Origin of the sequence: Pseudomonas sp. S37 (assembly GCF_016658545.1) — a bacterium.
Lineage (GTDB): Bacteria > Pseudomonadota > Gammaproteobacteria > Pseudomonadales > Pseudomonadaceae > Aquipseudomonas.
Window position 1 is genome coordinate 13,566 of record NZ_JACVZC010000003.1, and the last position, 19,521, is coordinate 33,086.

At 60.0% G+C, this 19,521-nt stretch carries 25 protein-coding genes and 2 pseudogenes; 11 read left to right on the plus strand and 16 right to left on the minus strand.

Features of this window, described 5'->3' with window-relative positions; all coding sequences use genetic code 11:
* Positions 1-115 precede the first annotated feature (115 nt).
* Positions 116-379 (plus strand): DUF3077 domain-containing protein, encoded by a 264-nt coding sequence (locus IAE39_RS01765; protein ID WP_201198842.1) that lies wholly within the window; start codon positions 116-118, stop codon positions 377-379.
* Positions 380-443: 64 nt separating this feature from the next.
* Here IAE39_RS01765 and IAE39_RS01770 read toward each other — a convergent pair whose 3' ends face one another.
* Complete coding sequence (locus tag IAE39_RS01770) at positions 444-968, minus strand: cupin domain-containing protein (protein ID WP_201198844.1); 525 nt, start codon at positions 966-968, stop codon at positions 444-446.
* Between the two features lie 147 nt (positions 969-1,115).
* Between IAE39_RS01770 and IAE39_RS01775 the strand changes: the two genes are divergently transcribed.
* Entirely contained in the window at positions 1,116-2,903 is a 1,788-nt protein-coding gene (locus tag IAE39_RS01775; protein ID WP_201198846.1) for a thiamine pyrophosphate-requiring protein, read from the plus strand.
* 50 nt (positions 2,904-2,953) lie between these two features.
* Here IAE39_RS01775 and IAE39_RS29950 read toward each other — a convergent pair whose 3' ends face one another.
* The 7 genes from IAE39_RS29950 to IAE39_RS01805 form a co-directional block, all read right to left on the minus strand.
* Entirely contained in the window at positions 2,954-3,082 is a 129-nt protein-coding gene (locus tag IAE39_RS29950; RefSeq protein WP_302088208.1) for a PSPA7_2676 family Cys-rich small protein, read from the minus strand.
* An 80-nt stretch (positions 3,083-3,162) separates the two neighbouring features.
* Positions 3,163-3,960, minus strand: coding sequence for an exodeoxyribonuclease III (gene xth, locus IAE39_RS01780; protein ID WP_201198849.1), 798 nt, complete (start codon positions 3,958-3,960; stop codon positions 3,163-3,165).
* Entirely contained in the window at positions 3,957-4,199 is a 243-nt protein-coding gene (locus IAE39_RS01785) for a hypothetical protein (protein ID WP_201198851.1), read from the minus strand. Before IAE39_RS01785 ends, xth begins: the two co-directional genes overlap by 4 nt.
* Positions 4,200-4,324: 125 nt before the next feature.
* Complete coding sequence (locus IAE39_RS01790) at positions 4,325-4,594, minus strand: PepSY domain-containing protein (protein ID WP_201198853.1); 270 nt, start codon at positions 4,592-4,594, stop codon at positions 4,325-4,327.
* A gap of 57 nt (positions 4,595-4,651) precedes the next feature.
* Complete coding sequence (locus IAE39_RS01795; protein ID WP_201198855.1) at positions 4,652-5,086, minus strand: NUDIX domain-containing protein; 435 nt, start codon at positions 5,084-5,086, stop codon at positions 4,652-4,654.
* Between the two features lie 183 nt (positions 5,087-5,269).
* On the minus strand, positions 5,270-5,560 hold the full coding sequence (locus IAE39_RS01800) for a hypothetical protein (RefSeq protein ID WP_201198857.1): 291 nt from the start codon (positions 5,558-5,560) through the stop codon (positions 5,270-5,272).
* Positions 5,561-5,708: 148 nt separating this feature from the next.
* On the minus strand, positions 5,709-6,098 hold the full coding sequence (locus tag IAE39_RS01805; RefSeq protein ID WP_201198859.1) for an NUDIX hydrolase: 390 nt from the start codon (positions 6,096-6,098) through the stop codon (positions 5,709-5,711).
* A gap of 226 nt (positions 6,099-6,324) precedes the next feature.
* Between IAE39_RS01805 and IAE39_RS01810 the strand changes: the two genes are divergently transcribed.
* Positions 6,325-6,726, plus strand: coding sequence for an NUDIX domain-containing protein (locus IAE39_RS01810; protein ID WP_201198861.1), 402 nt, complete (start codon positions 6,325-6,327; stop codon positions 6,724-6,726).
* A 5-nt stretch (positions 6,727-6,731) separates the two neighbouring features.
* Here the strand turns inward: IAE39_RS01810 and IAE39_RS01815 are convergent, their stop codons facing one another.
* On the minus strand, positions 6,732-7,850 hold the full coding sequence (locus tag IAE39_RS01815) for a sensor histidine kinase (RefSeq protein WP_201198863.1): 1,119 nt from the start codon (positions 7,848-7,850) through the stop codon (positions 6,732-6,734).
* A 264-nt stretch (positions 7,851-8,114) separates the two neighbouring features.
* On the opposite strand from IAE39_RS01815, the gene IAE39_RS01820 reads away from it, so the two are divergent.
* Positions 8,115-8,807, plus strand: a complete 693-nt coding sequence (locus IAE39_RS01820; protein WP_201198865.1) for a DUF421 domain-containing protein — start codon at positions 8,115-8,117, stop codon at positions 8,805-8,807.
* An 81-nt stretch (positions 8,808-8,888) separates the two neighbouring features.
* Here IAE39_RS01820 and IAE39_RS01825 read toward each other — a convergent pair whose 3' ends face one another.
* Positions 8,889-9,182, minus strand: coding sequence for a DUF6555 family protein (locus tag IAE39_RS01825; protein ID WP_201198866.1), 294 nt, complete (start codon positions 9,180-9,182; stop codon positions 8,889-8,891).
* Between the two features lie 200 nt (positions 9,183-9,382).
* Here IAE39_RS01825 and IAE39_RS01830 point away from each other — a divergent pair.
* Both IAE39_RS01830 and IAE39_RS01835 read left to right on the plus strand, forming a co-directional pair.
* Positions 9,383-9,640 (plus strand): annotated as a pseudogene (locus tag IAE39_RS01830) (SDR family oxidoreductase); the annotation flags it as partial.
* 88 nt (positions 9,641-9,728) lie between these two features.
* Entirely contained in the window at positions 9,729-10,268 is a 540-nt protein-coding gene (locus IAE39_RS01835; RefSeq protein ID WP_201198867.1) for a type 1 glutamine amidotransferase domain-containing protein, read from the plus strand.
* Positions 10,269-10,331: 63 nt separating this feature from the next.
* Here the strand turns inward: IAE39_RS01835 and IAE39_RS01840 are convergent.
* Positions 10,332-10,637 (minus strand): annotated as a pseudogene (locus IAE39_RS01840) (hypothetical protein); the annotation flags it as partial.
* A 211-nt stretch (positions 10,638-10,848) separates the two neighbouring features.
* Here IAE39_RS01840 and IAE39_RS01845 point away from each other — a divergent pair.
* On the plus strand, positions 10,849-11,706 hold the full coding sequence (locus IAE39_RS01845) for an SDR family oxidoreductase (protein ID WP_201198868.1): 858 nt from the start codon (positions 10,849-10,851) through the stop codon (positions 11,704-11,706).
* Positions 11,707-11,761: 55 nt separating this feature from the next.
* On the opposite strand, the gene IAE39_RS01850 is transcribed toward IAE39_RS01845, so the two are convergent.
* Together IAE39_RS01850 and IAE39_RS01855 are read right to left on the minus strand one after the other, a co-directional pair.
* The gene (locus IAE39_RS01850; RefSeq protein WP_201198869.1) at positions 11,762-11,923 is read right to left on the minus strand and encodes a hypothetical protein; all 162 of its coding nucleotides are present in this window, start codon (positions 11,921-11,923) and stop codon (positions 11,762-11,764) included.
* A 102-nt stretch (positions 11,924-12,025) separates the two neighbouring features.
* A complete protein-coding gene (locus IAE39_RS01855) occupies positions 12,026-12,301 on the minus strand; it encodes a hypothetical protein (RefSeq protein ID WP_201198870.1) in 276 nt (91 codons plus the stop codon).
* A 185-nt stretch (positions 12,302-12,486) separates the two neighbouring features.
* On the opposite strand from IAE39_RS01855, the gene IAE39_RS01860 reads away from it, so the two are divergent.
* Positions 12,487-12,951: a hemerythrin domain-containing protein gene (locus tag IAE39_RS01860; protein ID WP_201198871.1), complete on the plus strand. Its 465-nt coding sequence runs from the start codon at positions 12,487-12,489 to the stop codon at positions 12,949-12,951.
* A 56-nt stretch (positions 12,952-13,007) separates the two neighbouring features.
* On the opposite strand, the gene IAE39_RS01865 is transcribed toward IAE39_RS01860, so the two are convergent.
* A complete protein-coding gene (locus IAE39_RS01865) occupies positions 13,008-14,105 on the minus strand; it encodes a Gfo/Idh/MocA family protein (protein ID WP_201198873.1) in 1,098 nt (365 codons plus the stop codon).
* A gap of 173 nt (positions 14,106-14,278) precedes the next feature.
* Between IAE39_RS01865 and IAE39_RS01870 the strand changes: the two genes are divergently transcribed.
* The 3 genes from IAE39_RS01870 (at position 14,279) to IAE39_RS01880 (ending at position 16,736) form a co-directional block, all read left to right on the plus strand.
* Positions 14,279-14,524 (plus strand): hypothetical protein, encoded by a 246-nt coding sequence (locus tag IAE39_RS01870; RefSeq protein WP_201198875.1) that lies wholly within the window; start codon positions 14,279-14,281, stop codon positions 14,522-14,524.
* Between the two features lie 127 nt (positions 14,525-14,651).
* A complete protein-coding gene (locus IAE39_RS01875; protein WP_201198877.1) occupies positions 14,652-15,014 on the plus strand; it encodes a hypothetical protein in 363 nt (120 codons plus the stop codon).
* Between the two features lie 339 nt (positions 15,015-15,353).
* Positions 15,354-16,736: an amidohydrolase family protein gene (locus tag IAE39_RS01880; protein ID WP_201198884.1), complete on the plus strand. Its 1,383-nt coding sequence runs from the start codon at positions 15,354-15,356 to the stop codon at positions 16,734-16,736.
* 6 nt (positions 16,737-16,742) lie between these two features.
* Here IAE39_RS01880 and IAE39_RS01885 read toward each other — a convergent pair whose 3' ends face one another.
* The gene (locus IAE39_RS01885; RefSeq protein ID WP_201198888.1) at positions 16,743-18,068 is read right to left on the minus strand and encodes a carbohydrate porin; all 1,326 of its coding nucleotides are present in this window, start codon (positions 18,066-18,068) and stop codon (positions 16,743-16,745) included.
* Between the two features lie 125 nt (positions 18,069-18,193).
* Complete coding sequence (locus IAE39_RS01890) at positions 18,194-19,513, minus strand: cytochrome c (RefSeq protein ID WP_201198889.1); 1,320 nt, start codon at positions 19,511-19,513, stop codon at positions 18,194-18,196.
* Positions 19,514-19,521 lie beyond the last annotated feature (8 nt).

Below are 19,521 nucleotides of genomic sequence, written 5' to 3' on the forward strand. Positions count from 1 at the left end.
CCAGGCCCCCACAGTGAACTGACCTATGCCACAGGCCTTGGCGCTTGTGAGCAGCTGTGGGGATTGCTGGCGATAAGGCCAGCTCAGGTGTTAGAGATTTCGGGGAGATCGAATAATGTCTACAGAAGAAACCAAATTCACCGTCGGCAAAACCACGTTCTACCAAGGTGCAAACCAAACCCATCCCCTCTTCCGCATTGAAGCCGGTATCCCATGCCAGAGTGCCCGCGAACAGGCCTCGGAGCTGATGGGTTATGCACGGGATATGACTGTGGACGGTCTGATGGATGACAAGCCGCAGCTGATCTGGGCGTCGCATTACCTCTGCGCCTTGGCCAAAGCGCTGATGGATGACGCTGAGTTGGGAATGATGCGCTGAACCCATCTCCCTTCCTCAATGGATGCCTTCAAGACATAACTCGACTGAAGGTCAGGCCTTGCGCTCAGCGCCACTGATTCATCACGGCGCCGACGACCCCGCTGACCGGGTCTTGCCTTGGCCCGGGCACCGCGGCGATTCGCGCCAGCACCTGCCGGTGCGCTGCACTGTCGGGCCGCTGGATATCATAGTCTTCCTGGCCGTGAGGGTAGGCACCGACCACCTGGAAGTCATCGCTGCTCTCGACGCAGCGATGCCCCGTACCCGCCGGCAGCACCAGCACATCACCCCGCTTCACACTCAGGGTTTGACCTGACACCCCGCCCAATGTCACCCGCGCCCACCCGCTGGCAACACCCAGGGCTTCGTGCGCATTGGGGTGGAAGTGGTGGTAATCGAAGATCCCGCCGCGCCAGAGCGGCGTCCAGCAGTGAGCCGAGAACAGCGCTTCGAAGGCACTGGCGGTATCCTGGGACGGGGCAATGTGCAAGTGATAGAGCACGACTGGGAAGCGGCTGTTGGGCGTTGCGCCGTCGTCTGCGAAATGCAGGGTCTGTACGCTGGCATCGGCAATGTCGATGGCCTTCATGTGTCACCTTCAGATGCTGTTGTCCGTCCAGTTGCGAGCCCTCGGCCGAGGCAAAGGTTCCACTCGGAAGACCTGCGCGCACACGCTTGAACTTTCCCGCGCCGGGCCAAGTCCAGACCCCTATCGATCACAGGACGGGAGAGCATGATGACCGGCACGGTAGGCGACTTTCTGGTGGAACGCTTGTATCAATGGGGCGTGCGGCGCATCTTTGGCTACCCCGGCGACGGCATCAATGGGGTGTTCGGCGCACTGGCCCGGGCCGACGGCAAAATTCAATTCGTGCAGGCGCGCCATGAGGAAATGGCCGCGTTCATGGCCAGTGCCCACGCCAAGTTCACCGGCGAACTGGGTGTCTGCATCGCCACCTCCGGCCCAGGTGCCTCGCACCTGCTGACCGGCTTGTACGACGCGCGCATGGACCACCAACCGGTGCTGGCCATCGTCGGCCAGCAGGCGCGTGCGGCACTCGGCGGGCACTACCAGCAAGAGCTGGACCTTCTGTCGATGTTCAAGGATGTGGCCGGTGCCTTCGTGCAGCAGGCGTCGACGCCTGAACAAGTGCGTCACCTGCTCGACCGCGCGGTGCGTACTGCCGTTGGCGAACGCAGGGTCACCGCCATCATCCTGCCCAACGACCTGCAGGACCTGCCCTACCATGAGCCGGCCAGAGCCCACGGCACGCTGCACTCCGGCATTGGCTACAGCAAGCCCAGGGTTGTGCCCTTCGAGCAGGACTTGCAACGTGCCGCCGAGGTGCTCAACGCTGGGCGAAAAGTGGCGATTCTGGTGGGCGCCGGCGCCCTGCAAGCCTCCGAGCAGGTGATCGCGGTGGCTGAAACACTCGGTGCCGGGGTGGCCAAGGCGCTGCTGGGCAAGGCTGCGCTACCCGATGACCTGCCCTGGGTCACTGGCGCCATTGGCCTGCTTGGCACCGAGCCGAGCTACCAGTTGATGAACGAATGCGACACCTTGCTGATGATCGGCTCCGGCTTCCCCTATGCCGAATTCCTGCCCAAGGAAGGCCAGGCCCGCGGTGTGCAGATCGACCTGCAACCGGACATGCTCAGCCTGCGCTATCCGATGGAGGTCAATCTGGTCGGCGATGCCAGCGAGACCCTGCGCGCCCTGCTGCCGCTGCTGGAACGCAAGAGCGAACGGCGCTGGCGCGACAAGGTCGAAAGCTGGCGCGCGCACTGGGACAAGACCCTGGAGAAACGCGCGCTGGTCAAAGCCGACCCGATCAACCCGCAGCGCGTGGTGCATGAGCTCTCCCCTCGCCTGCCTGACCGGGCCATCGTCACCAGCGACTCGGGGTCATGCGCCAACTGGTTTGCCCGCGACCTGCAGATCCGCCAGGGCATGCAGTGCTCGCTGTCCGGCGGCCTGGCCAGCATGGGCGCGGCGGTGCCCTATGCCATCGCCGCCAAGTTCGCCCACCCGCAGCGCAGCGTAGTGGCACTGGTGGGCGACGGCGCGATGCAGATGAACAACCTCGCCGAGCTGATCACTGTGGCCAAGTACTGGCAACAGTGGGAGAACCCGCAGTGGATCTGCGCGGTGTTCAACAATGAAGACCTCAACCAGGTGACCTGGGAGCAACGGGTCATGGAGGGCGACCCCAAGTTCGAAGCTTCGCAGTCGATCCCCGATGTGCCTTATCACCTGTTCGCGATCTCCATCGGCTTGCAGGGCATTTATGTAGAGCGTGAAGAAGATATTGCCAGCGCCTGGGAACGCGCACTGGTGGCTGACAGGCCGGTATTGATCGAATTCAAGACCGACCCCGATGTGCCGCCGCTGCCGCCGCACATCAAGCTGGAACAGGCGAAGAAATTCGCCAGTACCTTGCTCAAGGGCGACCCGGATCAGGCCGGGGTCATCGTGCAGACCGCCAAGCAGGTCCTGAGCTCGGTACTGCCCGGCAAAAAATAGAGATGGCAGGAGCCCGCGCCCAGGCGCGGGTTGCACGTAATCCGGCGTGCTTAATGTGGTTTGCGCTGGCAGTACCGCCACGCGCCGCAACGTTCGCAGCACTGGCAGGTCAGGCCGGTGAATTCACCTTCAGGCATCACATGCCACAAACAGCCACGCAGCAGGCAGACAATGTGCATGTATCACCTCCATGGCCCGAAAACGCTGGGCTCCTATCGGTAGTGACTGCACCTGTGCATGAAGGTTTGGTTGAAATGCACTAGTGGCGTCGGCGGCGCTCGCCCAACTCGATCCAGACGGGTGCATGATCGCTGGCCTTGGCTTCGTTTCGCACCCAGGCATCGACGCCTCCCTGTTTCAGGTACGGGGCCAGGTCGCGGTTGAGCATCAGGTGATCGATGCGCAACCCGGCATTGCGGGCCCAGTGGTTGCGGAAATAATCCCAGAACGTGTAGATGCGCTCGTCAGGGTACAAATGGCGAATGGCATCGACCCAGCCTTGCGCCAACAGTTGATCGAAACACGCCCGGGACGCGGGCTGAAGCAGCGCATCCTTGGCCCAGGAGCGTGGGTTGTAGATGTCCATGTCCGTCGGCACGACGTTGAAATCACCGGCCAGCACCGTGGGGTGACCGCTGCCGTAGAGCACTTGCGCATGCTTTAGCAGACACTCGAACCAACGTAGCTTGTAATCGAACTTCGGGCCGGGTTGCGGGTTGCCGTTCGGCAGGTACAGGCAGGCCACCAGCACCCCGTGTGCCGCGGCCTCCAGATAACGGCTCTGGTCATCGTCCTGCATGCCAGGCAGGCCGCGACGGACTTCGAGCGGCTCGCTGTCACGCGCCAGGATGGCCACCCCGTTCCACGCCGGCTGCCCCTGGTACAGGCAGCCGTACCCCACGGCCTCGATGTCCTGGCGCGGAAACTGCCGATCCGCCGCCTTGAGTTCCTGCAGGCAGGCGATGTCAGGCCGCTCTCGCTCCAACCAAGCCAGCAAAGCCGGCAGGCGGCTGCGAATTCCGTTGATGTTGAAGGTAGCGATTTTCAGGGCTTTCATGCGTCTGGGTCGCTCACATGCGCCTTCACTGCATCCTCCAGCGCCCCCACGTGCGCTTGGTCGGCCAGCGCCTTGAGCGACAGCCAGTCGTCCCAGTCGATGGCGCCGTCGTCGCGCAGGGCCTCGGCCGTGCGGATCAGTTCATGGTGGTAGGCATCCGGCGACTCGCGCCGGTAGCTGATGTCGTCGTACTGTGCGTACCAGGCCTCAAGCTCGAGGATGCTGCGTTCGATACTCATGGGAACGTCCTCGCGTTACCATTACAGGTCAGAGCCTTGGCATCAGGCCTGGCTTGCACAATTGATAGCCGAAAAAAAGCCCGCGCAGAAGGTGCGGGCCGCTCAAAGAGCAACACCCGCCCTGATCAGTCCAGCTCGTCTTTGATGATTTTCCCGTCGTGTGGGTCGACCTGGAACTCATACTGCTTGCCGTCAGCTTTCATGCCCTCGCCTTCCCAATGCCCATCATCGGCCTCGATCTTGGTGATCTGCGTGTAGCCAGCACCTTTCAAGGTGGCTTCGGCCTGATCCTTGGTAACTTTCCAATCTGCGCCGGGCTGATCCGCCCATGCTGTCGTGGCTCCCAGGGCTCCCACCAGAGCCAAGCCGGTGAACAGTCGAGTCATCGCTTTCATCGTTAACGTCCTTTTCCATGCCATTTAACGATCCGACCGGCTCCATGACCTCGCCGTTCAATTTGTGTCGGATGCCAATTCAGAGGCAGCGGGATCATTACGACGGACAAGCGCTGATAGATCTCGTGACAGCAAAGCAGCGGCTGTGGGCTTCAGCATGGCTGAGCTCAAGTCCTCCCAGCCGACCCACTTACACTCGACGATGCCTCTGCCAAGCGAAACACTGCATCCGTCAGCAAAATCGGTGGTGAAAATATGGTGGAGAACCCTGCCAACCTCGAGGGTGCCCACGGCGTTCAGGCGTGAGCAATGCAACGATAGCGCCTTCCAGAGCTCTCTGGCAGCAGCCACGATTGGGGCCTCACCTGTCGCAAGAAGGCCGCTCGGAAACTTCCATTTGGCGCCCTTCCTGCGAACCAGAAGAACCTGGTCATTGCGAGAACACATGATCGTTACCTTCGCCCTGGATGGGCGATGCTTGATGACGCTCATGAGGGATCGCACCTGGAGAATGGGCGACATCCTGAACGTTGACGTGGGCTTCCTTATGGTGATGACCAGCCCGCTCGAAAACGAGTTCCGATCACCCGTCCGGAGTTGATCCTGGGGTCGGATCGGGATGGGGCCGATAGTACCAGTGGGCAACGACCACCTTTGAAATCCTGCCTGTAAAGGCTACGCAACCTGTCTCACTGCAGGCTGCTGATCAATCGCCAAACACCTTGCACGCTCCACTCCCCAGGCCAAGGCCCGAGTCATGGACTCGCCTGGTCGAGAGTCGAAGGCTTCTTCATGACGGGCCATTCCACAGCCCGCATAGATCCCGATGAACATCTGCGTCTGGCCCACCCTTGAAAGCCTGACCTGCACATCGATTGAAGTGCCGTCATCCAGTTTCTCGCCGTGAGACCGATGATGAAGCACTGGATCCGCCCAATCCCAAAAAACATCACCACGAATACGCATGCCGGCCTCCTACGACTTTAGTCTTATAGTTGTGAAACCTCACGATAGCCCATGAACACGACCATTCAATGACATCGGCAATGATTCAGCGGAAATCAGGGATTTGGCCTTGGGTAAACCGTCTACGGTGACGGTTGGAACGACCCTCTCAGGCACAACGTTCAAGGATCGTCTTGATGGGTCGCCGAACCCGGCGCTTCGAGACTTCCCTGGCTTTTATCCAGCGGCAGGCAACAATTTCATTCCGAGGGCAGGGCTTGTCATCCGTTTTCCGCGCTTCAAACAGGTAGTGGATGACCTTGTCCTCGCGGTACATCGTGAGGTAGCGAAGCTCATCGAATGCCATCCCGGTTTCCTCAGCCATCTCGCGCATCGCCGCTTCTAGCGGTGTCTCGTCTCGCTCGACGCGCCCACCTGGCAGATTCCACTTGGCGTTGCGTTTGCGTACAAAAAGGACTTCTCCGTCCTTGCGATAGATTACTGTGGCGCGCAGCTTGAAACCTTTACGTCTAGCTGTAGCAGTATCCATTCCCTTCATGCGCTGACCTTTATTGTTGTCTGGAGTGGATCCGGCAGGTTCTTTCCGAGCCTAAATCGTACTTGTGCCGCTTAAATGACCATCATGGCGGCGCCAGGGTTCAGGTTGATGAAGGCGCTTGGAATCATGTTCTTGAGGGTGGAGGAACGACCCATCAGGCCATTCGCCGAGCGGAGTGAACTTCGACGTGCAAGCAAGGCCTTCCGTTCATACGGGAGGAGCCGTCATGAGCCAATCGAAAAAGCTGCACTCCACTGTCGTTTGCCTACAAGCCGACAAAGTCCTACTGGTCCGTAAAGATGCTCCCGAGTGGTCACTGCCAGGCGGCATAATCGATCCTGGTGAGACCCAGCTAGAGGCAGCTCGTCGTGAACTACTGGAAGAAACCGGCCTACAACTGACGGATGCTCAGTTCCTCGGGCACAGCGTGCTCGAGTGGGAAGAACATTGGCTGTATCGCATGAACGTACCGACGCCTATCAATCTTCGCCCATCACACGAGATCGTGGAATGTCGCTGGTTCTCGGCTTCCGAGCTCGAGCAGGTCACGATCCAACCTACGAACGCCGAATTGCTGAGACGTGAAGGCTTCCTGGTTGCCAAATGCAGCCGCCCCCAGTCGGACTGAGGGCATTACGACAGAATGATCAGGAAGGTCGTTCCCCGTTCAGCGCAAGACTCGACCTTGATCCTGCCACCATGGCTGGCGACGATCTCCGCTGCGATAAACAGCCCCAGCCCTAATCCAGCAGCCGAGCCCTTTTCTTCTGCTGCATAACTTGAATACCTCCCCTCAGGCTTGAACAGATAGGGCATCACATCCGCGGGAATCGGCTCTCCATAATTGTGCACGCTGAAGCGCGAAACATCGGCTTCGTTGAAGAGGGAAACCTGAATGGGTAGCGTCGAGTCACCGTGGCGCAGGGCATTACCAATCAAGTTGGAGAAAACCTGAGCCATGCGATCAGGATCAAACTGACCGGAGATGTGGACGGCTTCGTTCAAGACAATGGTCGCCTGAGGAAAACCCGCGCGCAATTCCTCGACGACTGAGCGACAGATAGGGTTCAACTCCACCTGCTGCAGGTGCACCGGGATGCCCGTTCCCAAATTACAGCGAGCCAGATCCAGAAGATCGTTCACCATGTTGTTGGCCCGACGTGCGCTGTTACACACCTGAGTGGCGAGCAGTTTCACCTTCTCACCAGGCTCCTCATGCCGCAGTATAAGATCACCCGCCATCATTACTGCTCCCAATGGAGACCGCAAATCATGGCCAAGCACAGCCAGCACCATTTTTCGGGTTGATTCCACAGCTGCGCCATAGGCCGCTATGGACTCCACCAAGGCCTGGTCTATCGCCTCGTTAAAGCGGATCATGTCCTGAACATGCTCTGCGTCCCGGAGGGTTTCCTTTGCCAGCCAGAGCGTCAGCACACTGGAGCGCAACGCTCGGTACTCAGAGACCATTTGATCCATCGAAAAGCCCGCAATCAAGCGCGTAATTGCATGGGTCTGAGCGGCCGTATCACTGTTCTGTTGAGGGCCTCTGCCTTGCGCCTTCTCGCTCTGCTGATGCGCAGTCTGGGCAGTGCGCATATCAGCGGCAACGGTGCGCAGAATCTTCTCGGAGTGATTCCTGAGACCGGCTGAATCCTGAGTAGGTAAGTCTGTCTCGACCGAACGTGCGAAATCCTCCCAAGCCTGGAGAATGCTCCCCATATCACTTTCAATGAACTCATACAGTCTCATTTCGACCCTCTTCCCATCCCTACCAGACGCCAAATCAGCCTAGCTCAATGAGTGAAGGGGGCAAAGAAACCGCTTGCGCGCCTTCCGTCTGCTTTTGGAAACGACTTGTTATAAGCCTCGTCTCAACGGGTAGAGCGGGGTCACAAGGTTACCGAGTGCTCAAATGCCGATGAAGACTTGTCTCGCTGACACCACTTCATGAACCAAGATCGAGCAGTGCCGGTCAATCTTTAACAGGAGATTGAAACGGGTGGGATACAGCGAATGGTTTCATTTAACCTGCAGAGGATGCTCATCGGCGAGTTCCCGCTGACCTTTCTATTGGAGGTTGCCCTTCGCGTTTCAGCGGCGTTTCTAGCCGTGTTCTTCTTTCTGAAATTCAGTGGTCGACGTGGTATCAGGCAACTGTCCCGATTCGAGCTCGTGGTTATCCTCACCTTGGGCTCAGCCGCGGGCGATGTGACCTTTTACGAAGATGTACCTCTTCTCCCGGTCGCATTGGTTTTTCTCACGCTTTTGCTGCTCTATCGCGCAACCGTCTACCTGATGAGGCGCAGCAGAACATGCGAGGCCTGGATCGATGGCTTACCCATCACGGTCGTAAAGGACGGCATGTACGAGATCCATTCGCTGCGGAGTTTGAACATCTCGTCCAACGAGCTCTTCATGGAACTGCGCCAACAAGGTGTAGAGCATCTCGGCCAGGTGCGCCTGGGCCTATTGGAGACCGATGGCGACCTCAGCTTGTATTTTTACAACCCCGAGGACACGCGTCCGGGCCTGTCAGTCCTGCCAGTTGAACACCGTCCAGAGTACCAGGCGCCGCCGAACGCGGGCTTACACTGTTGCGTAAGTTGCGGCTTCCCGACCTTCCTTGAACCTCAGAACCCGGCCGTGTGTGACCGCTGCGGTCATAACGTCTGGTCACCTGCATTGGATGGCTTACGCAACCGTTAGGCCACCTCCACCTAAGTGCGAGGGGCTTGGACAGGCATTTTGTGGACGCTGCCTCCAGCGAATTGGGTCAGCTGTCGGCCGCTAACCGCCCACACCCGTCCCCGAAAATTTTTCGACAGCGATAGGCTGCGCATTAAACTCCGGCCCATCTCCAGCCAACCGCCACTTCACATTCGCGACTCCGTAGCGCTCGGCCATGGGCCGGCTGACAATCTTGATGTTCTGCTGACAAAATCTTGGAATGATGCCCACCCCTGCGTCGCAGCTTGCCCAATGCCACGCAACGGCGTTGTCCAGTTTTTCCAAACGGATAATGAACGTTCGGCTTTCGCCATGGAGCGTGTAGTCGATTACGTACAGTTGCTGTCCAGCCACGTGAGTCTCTCCTTTTTACTCATGCGTCTGTGAGGGCAGATGGAAAAGAAAATTCAATTGAAAAGCCAGGCGGCAAAATACGACGTGAAAAAGACAAGTACGCCTGTGAAGGCTCAAATTCCTACCCATTGGTCAGCCGTTCGGAACAGGCCTGATCTATCCAACCTCCATCGCTATACCAGTAAATGGAGGTTTTGCTCATGATTGATCCCACAACAGGCATGAAAGCCGGTGAGCGTTACGCGGTAGAGAATGTCGAACGCGCTCACCAGTTTCCAGGCTTCTTCCTTGACGGAAAATACTTCCTCGGCCCCGAGCTACTCACTGCCGTTGGCTGGCTGGAGGGCAAGCGCTTCATGTACGACAACCTTGATGCTACAGGCGAACCAATTTTCCCGGGTCGGGCGGCAGGCGACATCGAAGACCTGACGCTGACCTTGGTGGATGGCACGGCATTAACGCAGGCGCCACTGAAGCGTCATCTTTTGAACTTTGCGCCTGACACTGGCCTCCCCTTTCATGTCTATCGAAAACGGAGATTCAACGATGAATGCGCAATTGAGCGGCAAGCGTGTGGCCTTCCTGGTCACCGATGGCTTTGAACAGATCGAACTGACTGGCCCGCGTGAAGCCTTGGAAAAAAATGGCGCCGTGGTCGACATCCTGAGTGACAAGGAAGGGACGGTACGCGGCTGGAACCACGACAAGCCCGCCGACGAATTTGCCGTGGATGCGACGTTCGACAGTGCCCACCTGGATCTCTATGACGCCATTGTGCTGCCGGGCGGCGTGCAGAATTCTGACACCATCCGACTGATACCCGGCGCTCAGAAGCTGGTGAAAAGCCATAACTCGGCAAGCAAGCCATTGGCGGTCATCTGCCACGGTGGCTGGCTGCTGGTGTCCACCGGCCTGGCCCAGGGCAAACGGATGACCAGCTACAAGACGCTGCAGGACGATATTCGCAACGCGGGCGGTAACTGGGTTGATGAAGAAGTCGTGGTGGATGGCAACCTGATCACCAGCCGCAAACCGGACGATATTCCCGCCTTCAATGAGCAACTGATCAAGGCGCTGGCTGGCTGACCCTTAGCTCTGCACAACGGCCCCCTTTTCCAGGGGGCCATACTTTTGCCGAGTGAGGCCCTATCAGGCCAATTGGATGTACACGGAATAGATCCCCAACAGCAACCAGAACACCAGAAAAATCCACGGTGTGCGTAGCGAAAACAGCAGCGACTTTCGATGCCCTGCTCGGGAAGTCTCCGCTTCGCAGAACAGCGGCGATTCGTCGTAAGCCAACCCCATCTGTAGCAAGTTGCTTTGCTTTAGCTGCCAGTGATCGATGATGTTGTACGCCGCCCGGATCCCAGGCCAAGCATTGAGCGAGCTCAGCACACCCAGCAAGGCGAGGAACGCTGGCACGATCAGCGTGAACATCTCTCCCCATCCTTGAATGATTCGAGGCACTTGTTCCTCCTGCAATACGGCTCCCGGCGAGAAGAGCGCGAGGAGGTCAGCTCAGTAGAACAAACGATGCAACCTGAAATTCAATTCGCATTCGAGTAGGGCACCGCTCGTCGTGCCGGGTGCATATTCAATCCAACGCACAGGCATCCGATGCTTCGAAACGGTAAGAACGTTCTCAACTGCAGGAGCTTCTACCATGCGCGATTTCCCTACTCCGCCCTTTCCGCCCCAGCCGCAAAGCGTTCCCGGTTCACAACGCAAGATGGAGCCTTACCCAGACTGTGGTGAGCAGTCGTATACCGGCCACAATCGCCTGGAAGGCAAGATTGCACTGATCACCGGTGCTGACAGTGGCATTGGGCGGGCGGTCGCCATCGCCTATGCCCGCGAGGGTGCTGACGTCGCCATCGCCTACCTCAATGAGCATGAAGACGCGCAGGAAACTGCGCGCTGGGTCGAAGCTGCAGGCCGACAATGCCTCCTGCTGCCTGGCGACCTGGCGCAGAAAGAGCACTGCCACGACATCGTGGAAAAGACCGTCGAACAGTTCGGGCGCATCGATATCCTGGTCAACAACGCAGCCTTCCAGATGGCCCATGAGACCCTGGAAGAAATTGACGATGATGAATGGGTGAAAACCTTTGACACCAACATCACGGCCATCTTCAGGATCTGCAAGGCAGCCCTGCCTTCCATGCCAAAGGGCAGCTCGATCATCAACACGAGCTCGGTCAATTCCGATGATCCATCGCCAAGCTTACTGGCCTATGCAACGACCAAGGGTGCCATTGCCAACTTCACGGCGGGTTTGGCTCAGCTACTAGGGAAGAAGGGAATACGGGTCAACAGCGTTGCGCCTGGCCCCATCTGGACGCCTTTGATCCCGGCTACCATGCCCGACGAGGCCGTCAAGAACTTTGGCTCCAGTTATCCCATGGGACGTCCAGGGCAGCCAGTGGAGGTCGCCCCGATCTATGTGCTGCTTGGCTCTGATGAGGCCAGTTACATCAGCGGTTCACGCTACGCTGTCACCGGCGGAAAACCGATCCTTTGACGAAAAAGAGGCTCGCCCAAAAGGCGAGCCTCAGTCCAGGTTCTAGAAACGGAAATCAGGGTTTTCGCTGCCCGTGCTCACGTGCTGTTTTCTGCGCCGTAGAGTCATGAGATGTACCGGACGAACCATCCGGACGATGAGCATCGTTATCGCGCTCCTCTTCGCCATCAGACTTCGATTGTGAACCTGGCTTCTTCTGTTGGACTTCTTTCGTCATGCTGCTCTCCTACCCTTTACTGTGTTCCGGTGAGGTCGGCCCGGTGCCGCGCTTGATGCCACGAGGCCCGGCCACGCGCCTGAGGGCCAGTGATACCGCCGATTAGAGCATCAATATCCCCTGACCTCGAACATGATGGTAGTCCGCGCCGGCTATGGCCTTGAGAAAGCCGCGGTCGGCGAGCCGTCGCAGGTCTCGCCATTCGCGCCAGTCAATGAGCCCCAAGCGGTCCATCTCGTCGACCTGGCGAAGCAAGTCTTCGTGGTGGGTACTCGGGCAATCGCGCCTGCGCTCGACATCGTCATACAGCGCAAACCAACGGTTCACAGCAGCCAGACGACGCTGCTCCTGGGTGATCTGCTGGGTAGTCGCGTTCATGCTGCCTGCCCTCGCCCGGCTTGACTGTCGAGGCCGAGTGCGTGGCAAGGTTCACTCGCAACAGGTTAACGGCAGGACAGCCTTCAGCCGCTGCGCAACGTACATCGTCTGCATTGAACCCTTGCGCTTATAGCCCACTCCACCCAGAGCAACCGTGATTTTTCCCAGCCCTGAAGAGGTGTCCCATGAACGCAATCGAACTGCTGATCCAGGACCATCACTTGGTGAAGAAACTGCTCGAGGAGCTGTCCTCGACCACCGAGCGCGCCGTGAAGAAACGCGCCGAACTGCTCGAACGTATCAAGCAGGAGGTGAGCATCCATACGGCTCTGGAGGAAGAGATCCTGTACCCTGCGATCAAGCAGGCCGGCGGCAAGGAAGAAGCGAAAATGTATTACGAGGCCAAGGAGGAACACCGCACGGTCGACTCGCTGGTCATTCCCGACCTGCTGCACACCGAGACCGGCACCGTTGAGTTCGCCGGTAGGGTCAAGGTGATGAAAGAGTTGCTGGAGCACCATATCGAGGAAGAAGAAAGCGAGCTGTTCCCCACCGCTCGGAAGCTGCTGGGCAAGCAGCAACTTGAAGACATGGGCCAGGCCATGGAAGCTCAAAAGAAACTGCTCAAGGGCGAACAGCGCGCCGCCTGATTGCCTTACCGCCAACGCGCCCAACCGGGCGCGCTGGCCCGCATTTACTGGGTGGGCTACTCGGTGTTGATCATCGGCGGCACCGGCGCGAGCGGGAACGCCCTCCGCTGCTCGCGGCGCCGGGCGAAAGGCCTTGCCGCCAGTGGTTCCAGGCGCTGTGGTTGGCCGATTTCCAACGCGCGTTGAATCGCCACTATCACCCGTACATCACGCCAACCCTCCTCGCCATCAGGCTCCGGCGCCTCGTTGCGCAGTATGCAATCGGAAAAGTAAGCCGTTTCTCCGGCGAACTGATCGACGACCGGGTTCACGTGGACGCGGGTTTCGCCGTCAATGGTCGCCCGGTAACTGATCGTCACTCCTTCCCCGTAACCGAAGCAGGGAGAGGCTTCGATCTCGCCCTTGCTCCCCAGCAACTGGAAGCGCTCGGTATCCGGCAGGGTGTAGCTGACAGTGAACTGTGCCAGGCGCTCATCGGGGAAGCGCAGGCTGACAGTCACCGTGTCCCAGGTATCAATGCTGCTGCCCGGCGAGTGCACGCCCACTGCCGCCACCTCGATGGGCTCGGCATTGAACAGCTGGCGAACCATGTTCAGTGGGTACGGCCCCATGTCTGCCACAGGACCAGCGCCGAAGCCATTCTGCGCCCGGTGGTTGCCGGGCTTGACCCGCTGGGTGAAGGTCGAGGTGAATAGCTGCGGCTCACCGAAATTGCCGGCATGCACCCGCCCGATCATGTCCAGGGTGCCGGGTTCGGAGTGGAGGCGGTAGGCGATCATCAGCCTGGCGCCTGTGCGCCGGGAAGCCTCGATCATGGCCAGGCAGTCGGCTTCGTTGGTGGCCATGGGTTTTTCCAACAGCACATGGATGCCCGCCTCCAGCGCCGGGATCACGAACTCGCGGTGGCGAAAGTTCGGCGTGGCAACGTACACCGCATCCACCTCGCCCGAGCCGAGCAACGTCGCATAATCTTCATAAGCATAGGCCTTGAGCCCGTACCGATCGGCCAGTGCCATTGCCTTCTGCGGGTCGCCGGTGACCAGCGCGGTCATGACCGAGTTGTCGGTCTGGCCGACACCGGGCATGAACGCGCCCTGGGAAATCGAGCCGCCGGCCACTACGCCATAGCGGATCTTACCTGCTGCATTGGGCATAAAACCCCTCCTTGAGGTGACGATGATTGATCATGTCAGTTACCAGAGTGGGCAGGTCGTACGGCCATGAGGTTCCATAAATCTGGCCACCGTGGGTGTTGGCCAAGCGTTGTGAACCTGCGTGCGCGCTCGCCAGTCCCACATCGAAACGCAATCAGTTTGGGTATCGTTTGATGAATGGCTGGATCGACTTTCTCGAATGGCCCGCCATGGTCCTGACCGTATTGGCCGCCTGGTGCATTGGTTCAAGGCGCCCGGGCAGACGCAAGCTGGGCTTCTGCTGCTTCATCGCCAGCAATGTGCTGTGGGGGGTGTGGGGATGGCAGGCACAGGCCTGGGCGCTGATCATCCTGCAGGTCTGCCTGTGCGTCATGAACCTGCGGGGCTGGAAGAAAAATACCGTGATGGAGCCGGGATGAATGGGTCGTGCTTATGTGCGCCGCAAAGTGTGGCGTCGAGGCCGTTCGTTCCACCCGTCAGCGCCATCGCACAGGTCGCCACGCGGGCAGGACAAAGAAATGGTGAATATCCCAACGGAGATACACCATGAAGATCATCAAACCCCACTCGTTATTGTTGGCACTGTGTCTTGGCGCGAGTGCGCCGCTTGTGCTGGCGGCCACTGACATGAACGACCAACGCGCTCCAGGCACGCAAATGCAAGACAACGGCCACATGAACGGCAATGGCGGACCCACAGGCTCAGGCACGCCTGGAGATGGCATGGGTACCGGCTCTGGCGGCACCGGTAGCAATGGCACTGATAACACCGGCGGTGATGGCACCACCAACGGCTCAGGGACCGGGGCCGGAAGCGGCAAGGGTACCGGGACGAATTCAGGGAGTGGCACCGGCGGTTCGAGCGGCTCCGGCGCGGGTGGGTCCGGTGGAGGCGGTTCCGGAGGTTGAGGGCTGAGTGCCCCCATTCTGCCGGAGTGAGTGCCATGGGCGCAGCACGGCCATGGCGCTACACTGAAGTCCAGGATGCACCACCTCGCCAGCTGTCAGAAATCGCCATTCTCGATCGCGCATCCTGCTGGGGGTATCGCGGGTATTTTGGGGGGTACATTTATGATTTTTTCGAACCTTGAATGCCGCCCTAGAGCCTTGTCCTAATGTTATTTGGCTGCCTACCAAAATCTTGCCTCGCCTTCAGATAAAGAAACAACTCTAAGGCCCCTCCTGACCTCGCTGTAGTACTTTCCTTGCTTACTTAAAGGAAACAGCTACTGTCCTGGAGGATACGCGATGGTCATCGACCGCCGAACACTGCTGCAGCTAGGTGCCTGTGCAGGCGCCAGCCTGGCATTTCCAAGCCTTGCTTCTTCACCACCAGCCGGACAGGCAAAACCCCTGCTGATACGTGACGCCACCGTGGTCACGATGGACTCTGTACTGGGGGATATGGCGCGAGCCGATGTGTTTATTGACCAGGGCACCATCCGCGCGATCGGCCAACAGTTGCCAATCAACGGCGCACAGGTGCTCGACGCCAGAGGGATGATCCTGATCCCCGGCCTCATCGACAGCCATTGGCACTTGTGGAACAGCCTGCTTCGCAACAGTGCACCGGTGCCGGGCGGTCCACCCTTCTTCACCTCGCAGCAAGCCACAAGCAAACGCTTCACGCCTGCGCTGAACGAACTCAGCGTGCGCCTAGGGCTGGCCGAGGCGGTGCATGCCGGCATAACCACGGTCAACAGTTGGTCGCACAACCTGCGCAGTCCGGAATACGCCCAGGCCGAACTGCACGCACTGGTCGCCAGCGGCCTGCGCGCACGGCTCTGGTATGGGTATGCCCAGGATCTGGCGGCCACTGCACCCATGGACTTCAAGGATATCCAGCGGGTGCAAACGCAGTTGCAGGGTACCGACTACGCGCGCATCGACCTCGGCCTGGCCATTCGCGGCCCCGAACGCACCGATGCGGCTATCTGGGAGCAGGAGTTCGCTTTCGCCAAGACGCAGTCGCTGCAAGTCTCTACGCACATCGCAGTAACCCGACAGATGCAGGAGAAAAAGGCCATCCAGCAACTGGCCAATCGCGGCTTGCTCAGCCCAGCAGTGCAACTGGTGCATGCCACCCATGCCGACCAGCAAGACATGGCGAGCATTGCCCAGTCCGGCGCCTCGGTGTGCATTACGCCGCTGACGGAAATGCGCGTGGGTTACGGCTTGCCGCCGGTGGCCGCGCTGCAACGAGCCAAACTACCAGTCACACTGGGCATCGACACCCTGGTGCTGGGGGGCAATGCCAACCCGTTCATGCTCATGCAGACCTGCCTGAACTTGGCCATCGGTACCTCGGGAGAAGAGCAGTTGATGACGGCTCGCGACGCACTGCACTGGGCCACCCAAGGGGCAGCAGATGCCATGGGCATCGGCCAGCAAACGGGGTCGATCACCGTTGGCAAGCGCGCCGACCTCGCGCTTGTCGACAGCCGCAGGCTGGGGATGTTTCCGGTGAACGACCCATTGGCATGCATCGTCCAGTCGGCAAGCCCTGCCGATGTCGACACCGTCATCGCCGACGGACGCATCGTCAAGCGCGCAGGCCAGTTGATTGGCGTGGATCTGGCCAGCCTGCGCGCCCAGGCCACGGCCGGGGCCCAGCAGTTGTTGCACAGGTGATGGCTATCAGAATGTCGCCTGTACCTTCAACCCACCGACCCAGGCATCGTCCACCTGCTTCACCCCGCCGGGGTGCCGGACGAATTGCAGGTTCGGCCGCACCGTCAGCCAGTCAGCCAGGTGAATACCGTAGTTGAGCTCGGCGTTGTACTCGGTCTGCTGTACCGGCAGATAAGCCGGGTCATCGTAATCCTCGATAGCATTGGCTAAATTGGTCAGCGCCGCATGCTTCCGGTACGCAGGGTTCACATGCACTTCAGACACTGCCAACCCAATATCATCTTTCGGCCGTGCCACGAACAACCCCTTGTACACCGCGCCGACCGACACATAGTGGTCGACCTTGCTGGTCTTCTTGTCATGCACCGTGGCCATGGCGAACAGGCTCAATCCGCGTGACGCATCGCTTGCCTGGCGAGTGACCTGCTGCATTGCTCCCAGCCACAGCCCGTGCTTGCTTGAAGCACTGCGATAAGCCGCGCCGCTGAGCACGGCCGGCTGACCGTTGCTGTCCTTGAGTACATCCTTGGCATCGGAAGTGCTGTAGTAATAGCCGGCGCGGTACTCACCCGGCAGGCCGCCGATACGCGGCTGCCATACCAGCTCGACCGGCAGGACCGCGCCTTCGGTGCCGCTGCCACTGAGCTTGAAGCCGTTGTCGTTCTGGGTGTTGGACGGGTTCTGTTCGTATGCACCGATTTGCGCGAACAGCTCGGGGGTAAGCTGGTACTTGACCCGCAGCGCCCATTGGGTGATCGGCCAGTTGTACCAGATGCCACCCCAGTTGCCGACCTGCGAGCCGCAGAAGGTCAGGTTCTGGAAGTTGCAGTCGAAGCTGTTGAAGTCCTCGCCTTCGCCGAAGCGGCCGGCCTTGATGTCCAGGCGCCGGTCGAAGAACGCCTGCTGGTAGTACAGCTGGGTCATGCGCCAGTGCGAGCCGCGCCCCCAGACTTCCTGGGACGAGCTCAGGGTACCGACACGCGGGTCACCGACGCGGTCGTTGGAGATGTTGTCGCCATTGCGGTCAGCCACGGTCAGTTGAAAGCGGGCGTCGTGCCAGCCGAGCAGCTTCTGCAGGTCGAAGCGGGCGCCGAGCGAGTACTGGTCGCTGTAGCTGGCGCTGCGGTCGTTGTTGTAGCCACCGCCGAGGTTGGCGCCGATTTCGCCGACGTAGGCGAATTCAAAGTCGATGCCTTGTTGGGCCAAGGTGCTGCGGGTGCCGTTCCAGTCGCCCAGGGCCCAAGGGGAATCGCTGGCGAAAGGATCGGCTGCGTGGGCCGTTTGAGCGCAGGCCATGGCGACCAACAGGGCGCGGTATTTGAATGCAAACATGATGTTCTCTTTGTTATTGGTGTGCTGCCTGTTCCGGCCCTTTCGCGGGGCAAGCCCGCTCCTACAGGGATTGTGCATACCTTGTAGGAGCGGGCTTGCCCCGCGAAGAGGCCGGGACAGGTTGACTACTGAACGCTTGCGCGCATCTGCTGCGGCAAGTCGAGCTGCTTGCGCATCTTCGCCACCTCCTCCGCCGTCACTGCCGGCGCACTGTTGCCCCAGCTGTTGCGCGCAAAGGTGAGAATGTCGGCAATCTCGGCGTCGCTGAGCTTCCAGTCGAACGCTGGCATCCCCGCCCCGGTGACGTAGGTATGGGTATGCACCGCCCGCGCTCCGCCCAGCACCACGCTGGTCAACGTGTCGGTGTTGTCCGCAAGGATCGCCTTGTTGCCGGCAAAGCCGGTGATCATGTGGCTCACGCCCTCGCCCGCCGTGCCGTGGCAGGCGGAACAGTGCACCTCGTAACCCTGGCCGCCACGCTGCATACGGGCATCGCTACCGGCCAGCGCGGCCGGTGCTAGCTGCGGGTTGCCAGGCAACGACTTGAGGTACACCGCAATGGCGCGCAGGTCTTGGTCGGTCAGGTGCTGAGTGGAGTTTTCGATTGCTTCGGCCATCGGCCCGCTGGCCACGGCAACGCCATCGCTGCCGGTCTTCAGGTAGTCGACGATCTGCTCGACACTGCTGTCGCCCAGGCCCTGGTGCGGGTCGTTGGTGATGTTCGGCGCGAACCAGGTGCCGACGAGGCCACCTTGCAGCGCCTGGGCTGCGATAGGCCCGCCCAGGGCATTGCGTGGGCTGTGGCAGGCGGCGCAGTGGCCGGCGCCATCGACCAAGTAGCGGCCACGGTTCCACTCGGGGCTTTGCGCCGGGTCTGGGGCATATGACTTGTTGTCGAAGAACATCCAGTTCCAGCCCGCCATCAACAAGCGCTGGTTGAACGGGAAGTTCATGCCGGCCAGTTCGTCGACCTTGTGCGCCTTCGGCTCGAGTGTGCTTAAGAACGCCCACAATGCGCGCAGGTCATCGTCGCTCATGCGCGTGTAGTCGGTGTACGGCATGGCCGGGAACAACAGGCCATGGCGGCCCTGCCCTTGGCGCACGGCATTGAAGAAGTCGCGCTGGGTGTAGTTGCCGATGCCGGTTTCACGGTCGGGGGTGATGTTCGACGACTGGATGTCACCGAACGGCGTGCCGATCACGTAGCCACCGGCAAAGTCGCCGCTTTTGGCCGTGTGGCAGGCCGCGCAGTCGGCGCCGCGCATCACGTACTCGCCCTGCTTGATCAGTGCCGCGTCGGTGGACTTGAAGTCGCTCAGGCGCAGGCTGTCATCGGCCACCTGCGAGCGCGCGGTGGAGTTGGCCTGGATCACCAGGCCGAGCATCACGGCGCCGGCCAGGGCCGCCACGCCGCCGCCGATCAGGGCGGTTTTCTTGTTGATCATGGCAGGCC

Bases quoted from the DNA above. Each gene is read 5' to 3' on its own strand.
- IAE39_RS01765 (WP_201198842.1), top strand. From the start codon at position 116: ATGTCTACAGAAGAAACCAAATTCACCGTCGGCAAAACCACGTTCTAC.
- IAE39_RS01770 (WP_201198844.1), bottom strand. From the start codon at position 968: ATGAAGGCCATCGACATTGCCGATGCCAGCGTACAGACCCTGCATTTC.
- IAE39_RS01775 (WP_201198846.1), top strand. From the start codon at position 1,116: ATGACCGGCACGGTAGGCGACTTTCTGGTGGAACGCTTGTATCAATGG.
- IAE39_RS29950 (WP_302088208.1), bottom strand. From the start codon at position 3,082: ATGCACATTGTCTGCCTGCTGCGTGGCTGTTTGTGGCATGTGATGCCT.
- xth (WP_201198849.1), bottom strand. From the start codon at position 3,960: ATGAAAGCCCTGAAAATCGCTACCTTCAACATCAACGGAATTCGCAGC.
- IAE39_RS01785 (WP_201198851.1), bottom strand. From the start codon at position 4,199: ATGAGTATCGAACGCAGCATCCTCGAGCTTGAGGCCTGGTACGCACAG.
- IAE39_RS01790 (WP_201198853.1), bottom strand. From the start codon at position 4,594: ATGAAAGCGATGACTCGACTGTTCACCGGCTTGGCTCTGGTGGGAGCC.
- IAE39_RS01795 (WP_201198855.1), bottom strand. From the start codon at position 5,086: ATGAGCGTCATCAAGCATCGCCCATCCAGGGCGAAGGTAACGATCATG.
- IAE39_RS01800 (WP_201198857.1), bottom strand. From the start codon at position 5,560: ATGCGTATTCGTGGTGATGTTTTTTGGGATTGGGCGGATCCAGTGCTT.
- IAE39_RS01805 (WP_201198859.1), bottom strand. From the start codon at position 6,098: ATGAAGGGAATGGATACTGCTACAGCTAGACGTAAAGGTTTCAAGCTG.
- IAE39_RS01810 (WP_201198861.1), top strand. From the start codon at position 6,325: ATGAGCCAATCGAAAAAGCTGCACTCCACTGTCGTTTGCCTACAAGCC.
- IAE39_RS01815 (WP_201198863.1), bottom strand. From the start codon at position 7,850: ATGAGACTGTATGAGTTCATTGAAAGTGATATGGGGAGCATTCTCCAG.
- IAE39_RS01820 (WP_201198865.1), top strand. From the start codon at position 8,115: ATGGTTTCATTTAACCTGCAGAGGATGCTCATCGGCGAGTTCCCGCTG.
- IAE39_RS01835 (WP_201198867.1), top strand. From the start codon at position 9,729: ATGAATGCGCAATTGAGCGGCAAGCGTGTGGCCTTCCTGGTCACCGAT.
- IAE39_RS01845 (WP_201198868.1), top strand. From the start codon at position 10,849: ATGCGCGATTTCCCTACTCCGCCCTTTCCGCCCCAGCCGCAAAGCGTT.
- IAE39_RS01850 (WP_201198869.1), bottom strand. From the start codon at position 11,923: ATGACGAAAGAAGTCCAACAGAAGAAGCCAGGTTCACAATCGAAGTCT.
- IAE39_RS01855 (WP_201198870.1), bottom strand. From the start codon at position 12,301: ATGAACGCGACTACCCAGCAGATCACCCAGGAGCAGCGTCGTCTGGCT.
- IAE39_RS01860 (WP_201198871.1), top strand. From the start codon at position 12,487: ATGAACGCAATCGAACTGCTGATCCAGGACCATCACTTGGTGAAGAAA.
- IAE39_RS01865 (WP_201198873.1), bottom strand. From the start codon at position 14,105: ATGCCCAATGCAGCAGGTAAGATCCGCTATGGCGTAGTGGCCGGCGGC.
- IAE39_RS01870 (WP_201198875.1), top strand. From the start codon at position 14,279: ATGAATGGCTGGATCGACTTTCTCGAATGGCCCGCCATGGTCCTGACC.
- IAE39_RS01875 (WP_201198877.1), top strand. From the start codon at position 14,652: ATGAAGATCATCAAACCCCACTCGTTATTGTTGGCACTGTGTCTTGGC.
- IAE39_RS01880 (WP_201198884.1), top strand. From the start codon at position 15,354: ATGGTCATCGACCGCCGAACACTGCTGCAGCTAGGTGCCTGTGCAGGC.
- IAE39_RS01885 (WP_201198888.1), bottom strand. From the start codon at position 18,068: ATGTTTGCATTCAAATACCGCGCCCTGTTGGTCGCCATGGCCTGCGCT.
- IAE39_RS01890 (WP_201198889.1), bottom strand. From the start codon at position 19,513: ATGATCAACAAGAAAACCGCCCTGATCGGCGGCGGCGTGGCGGCCCTG.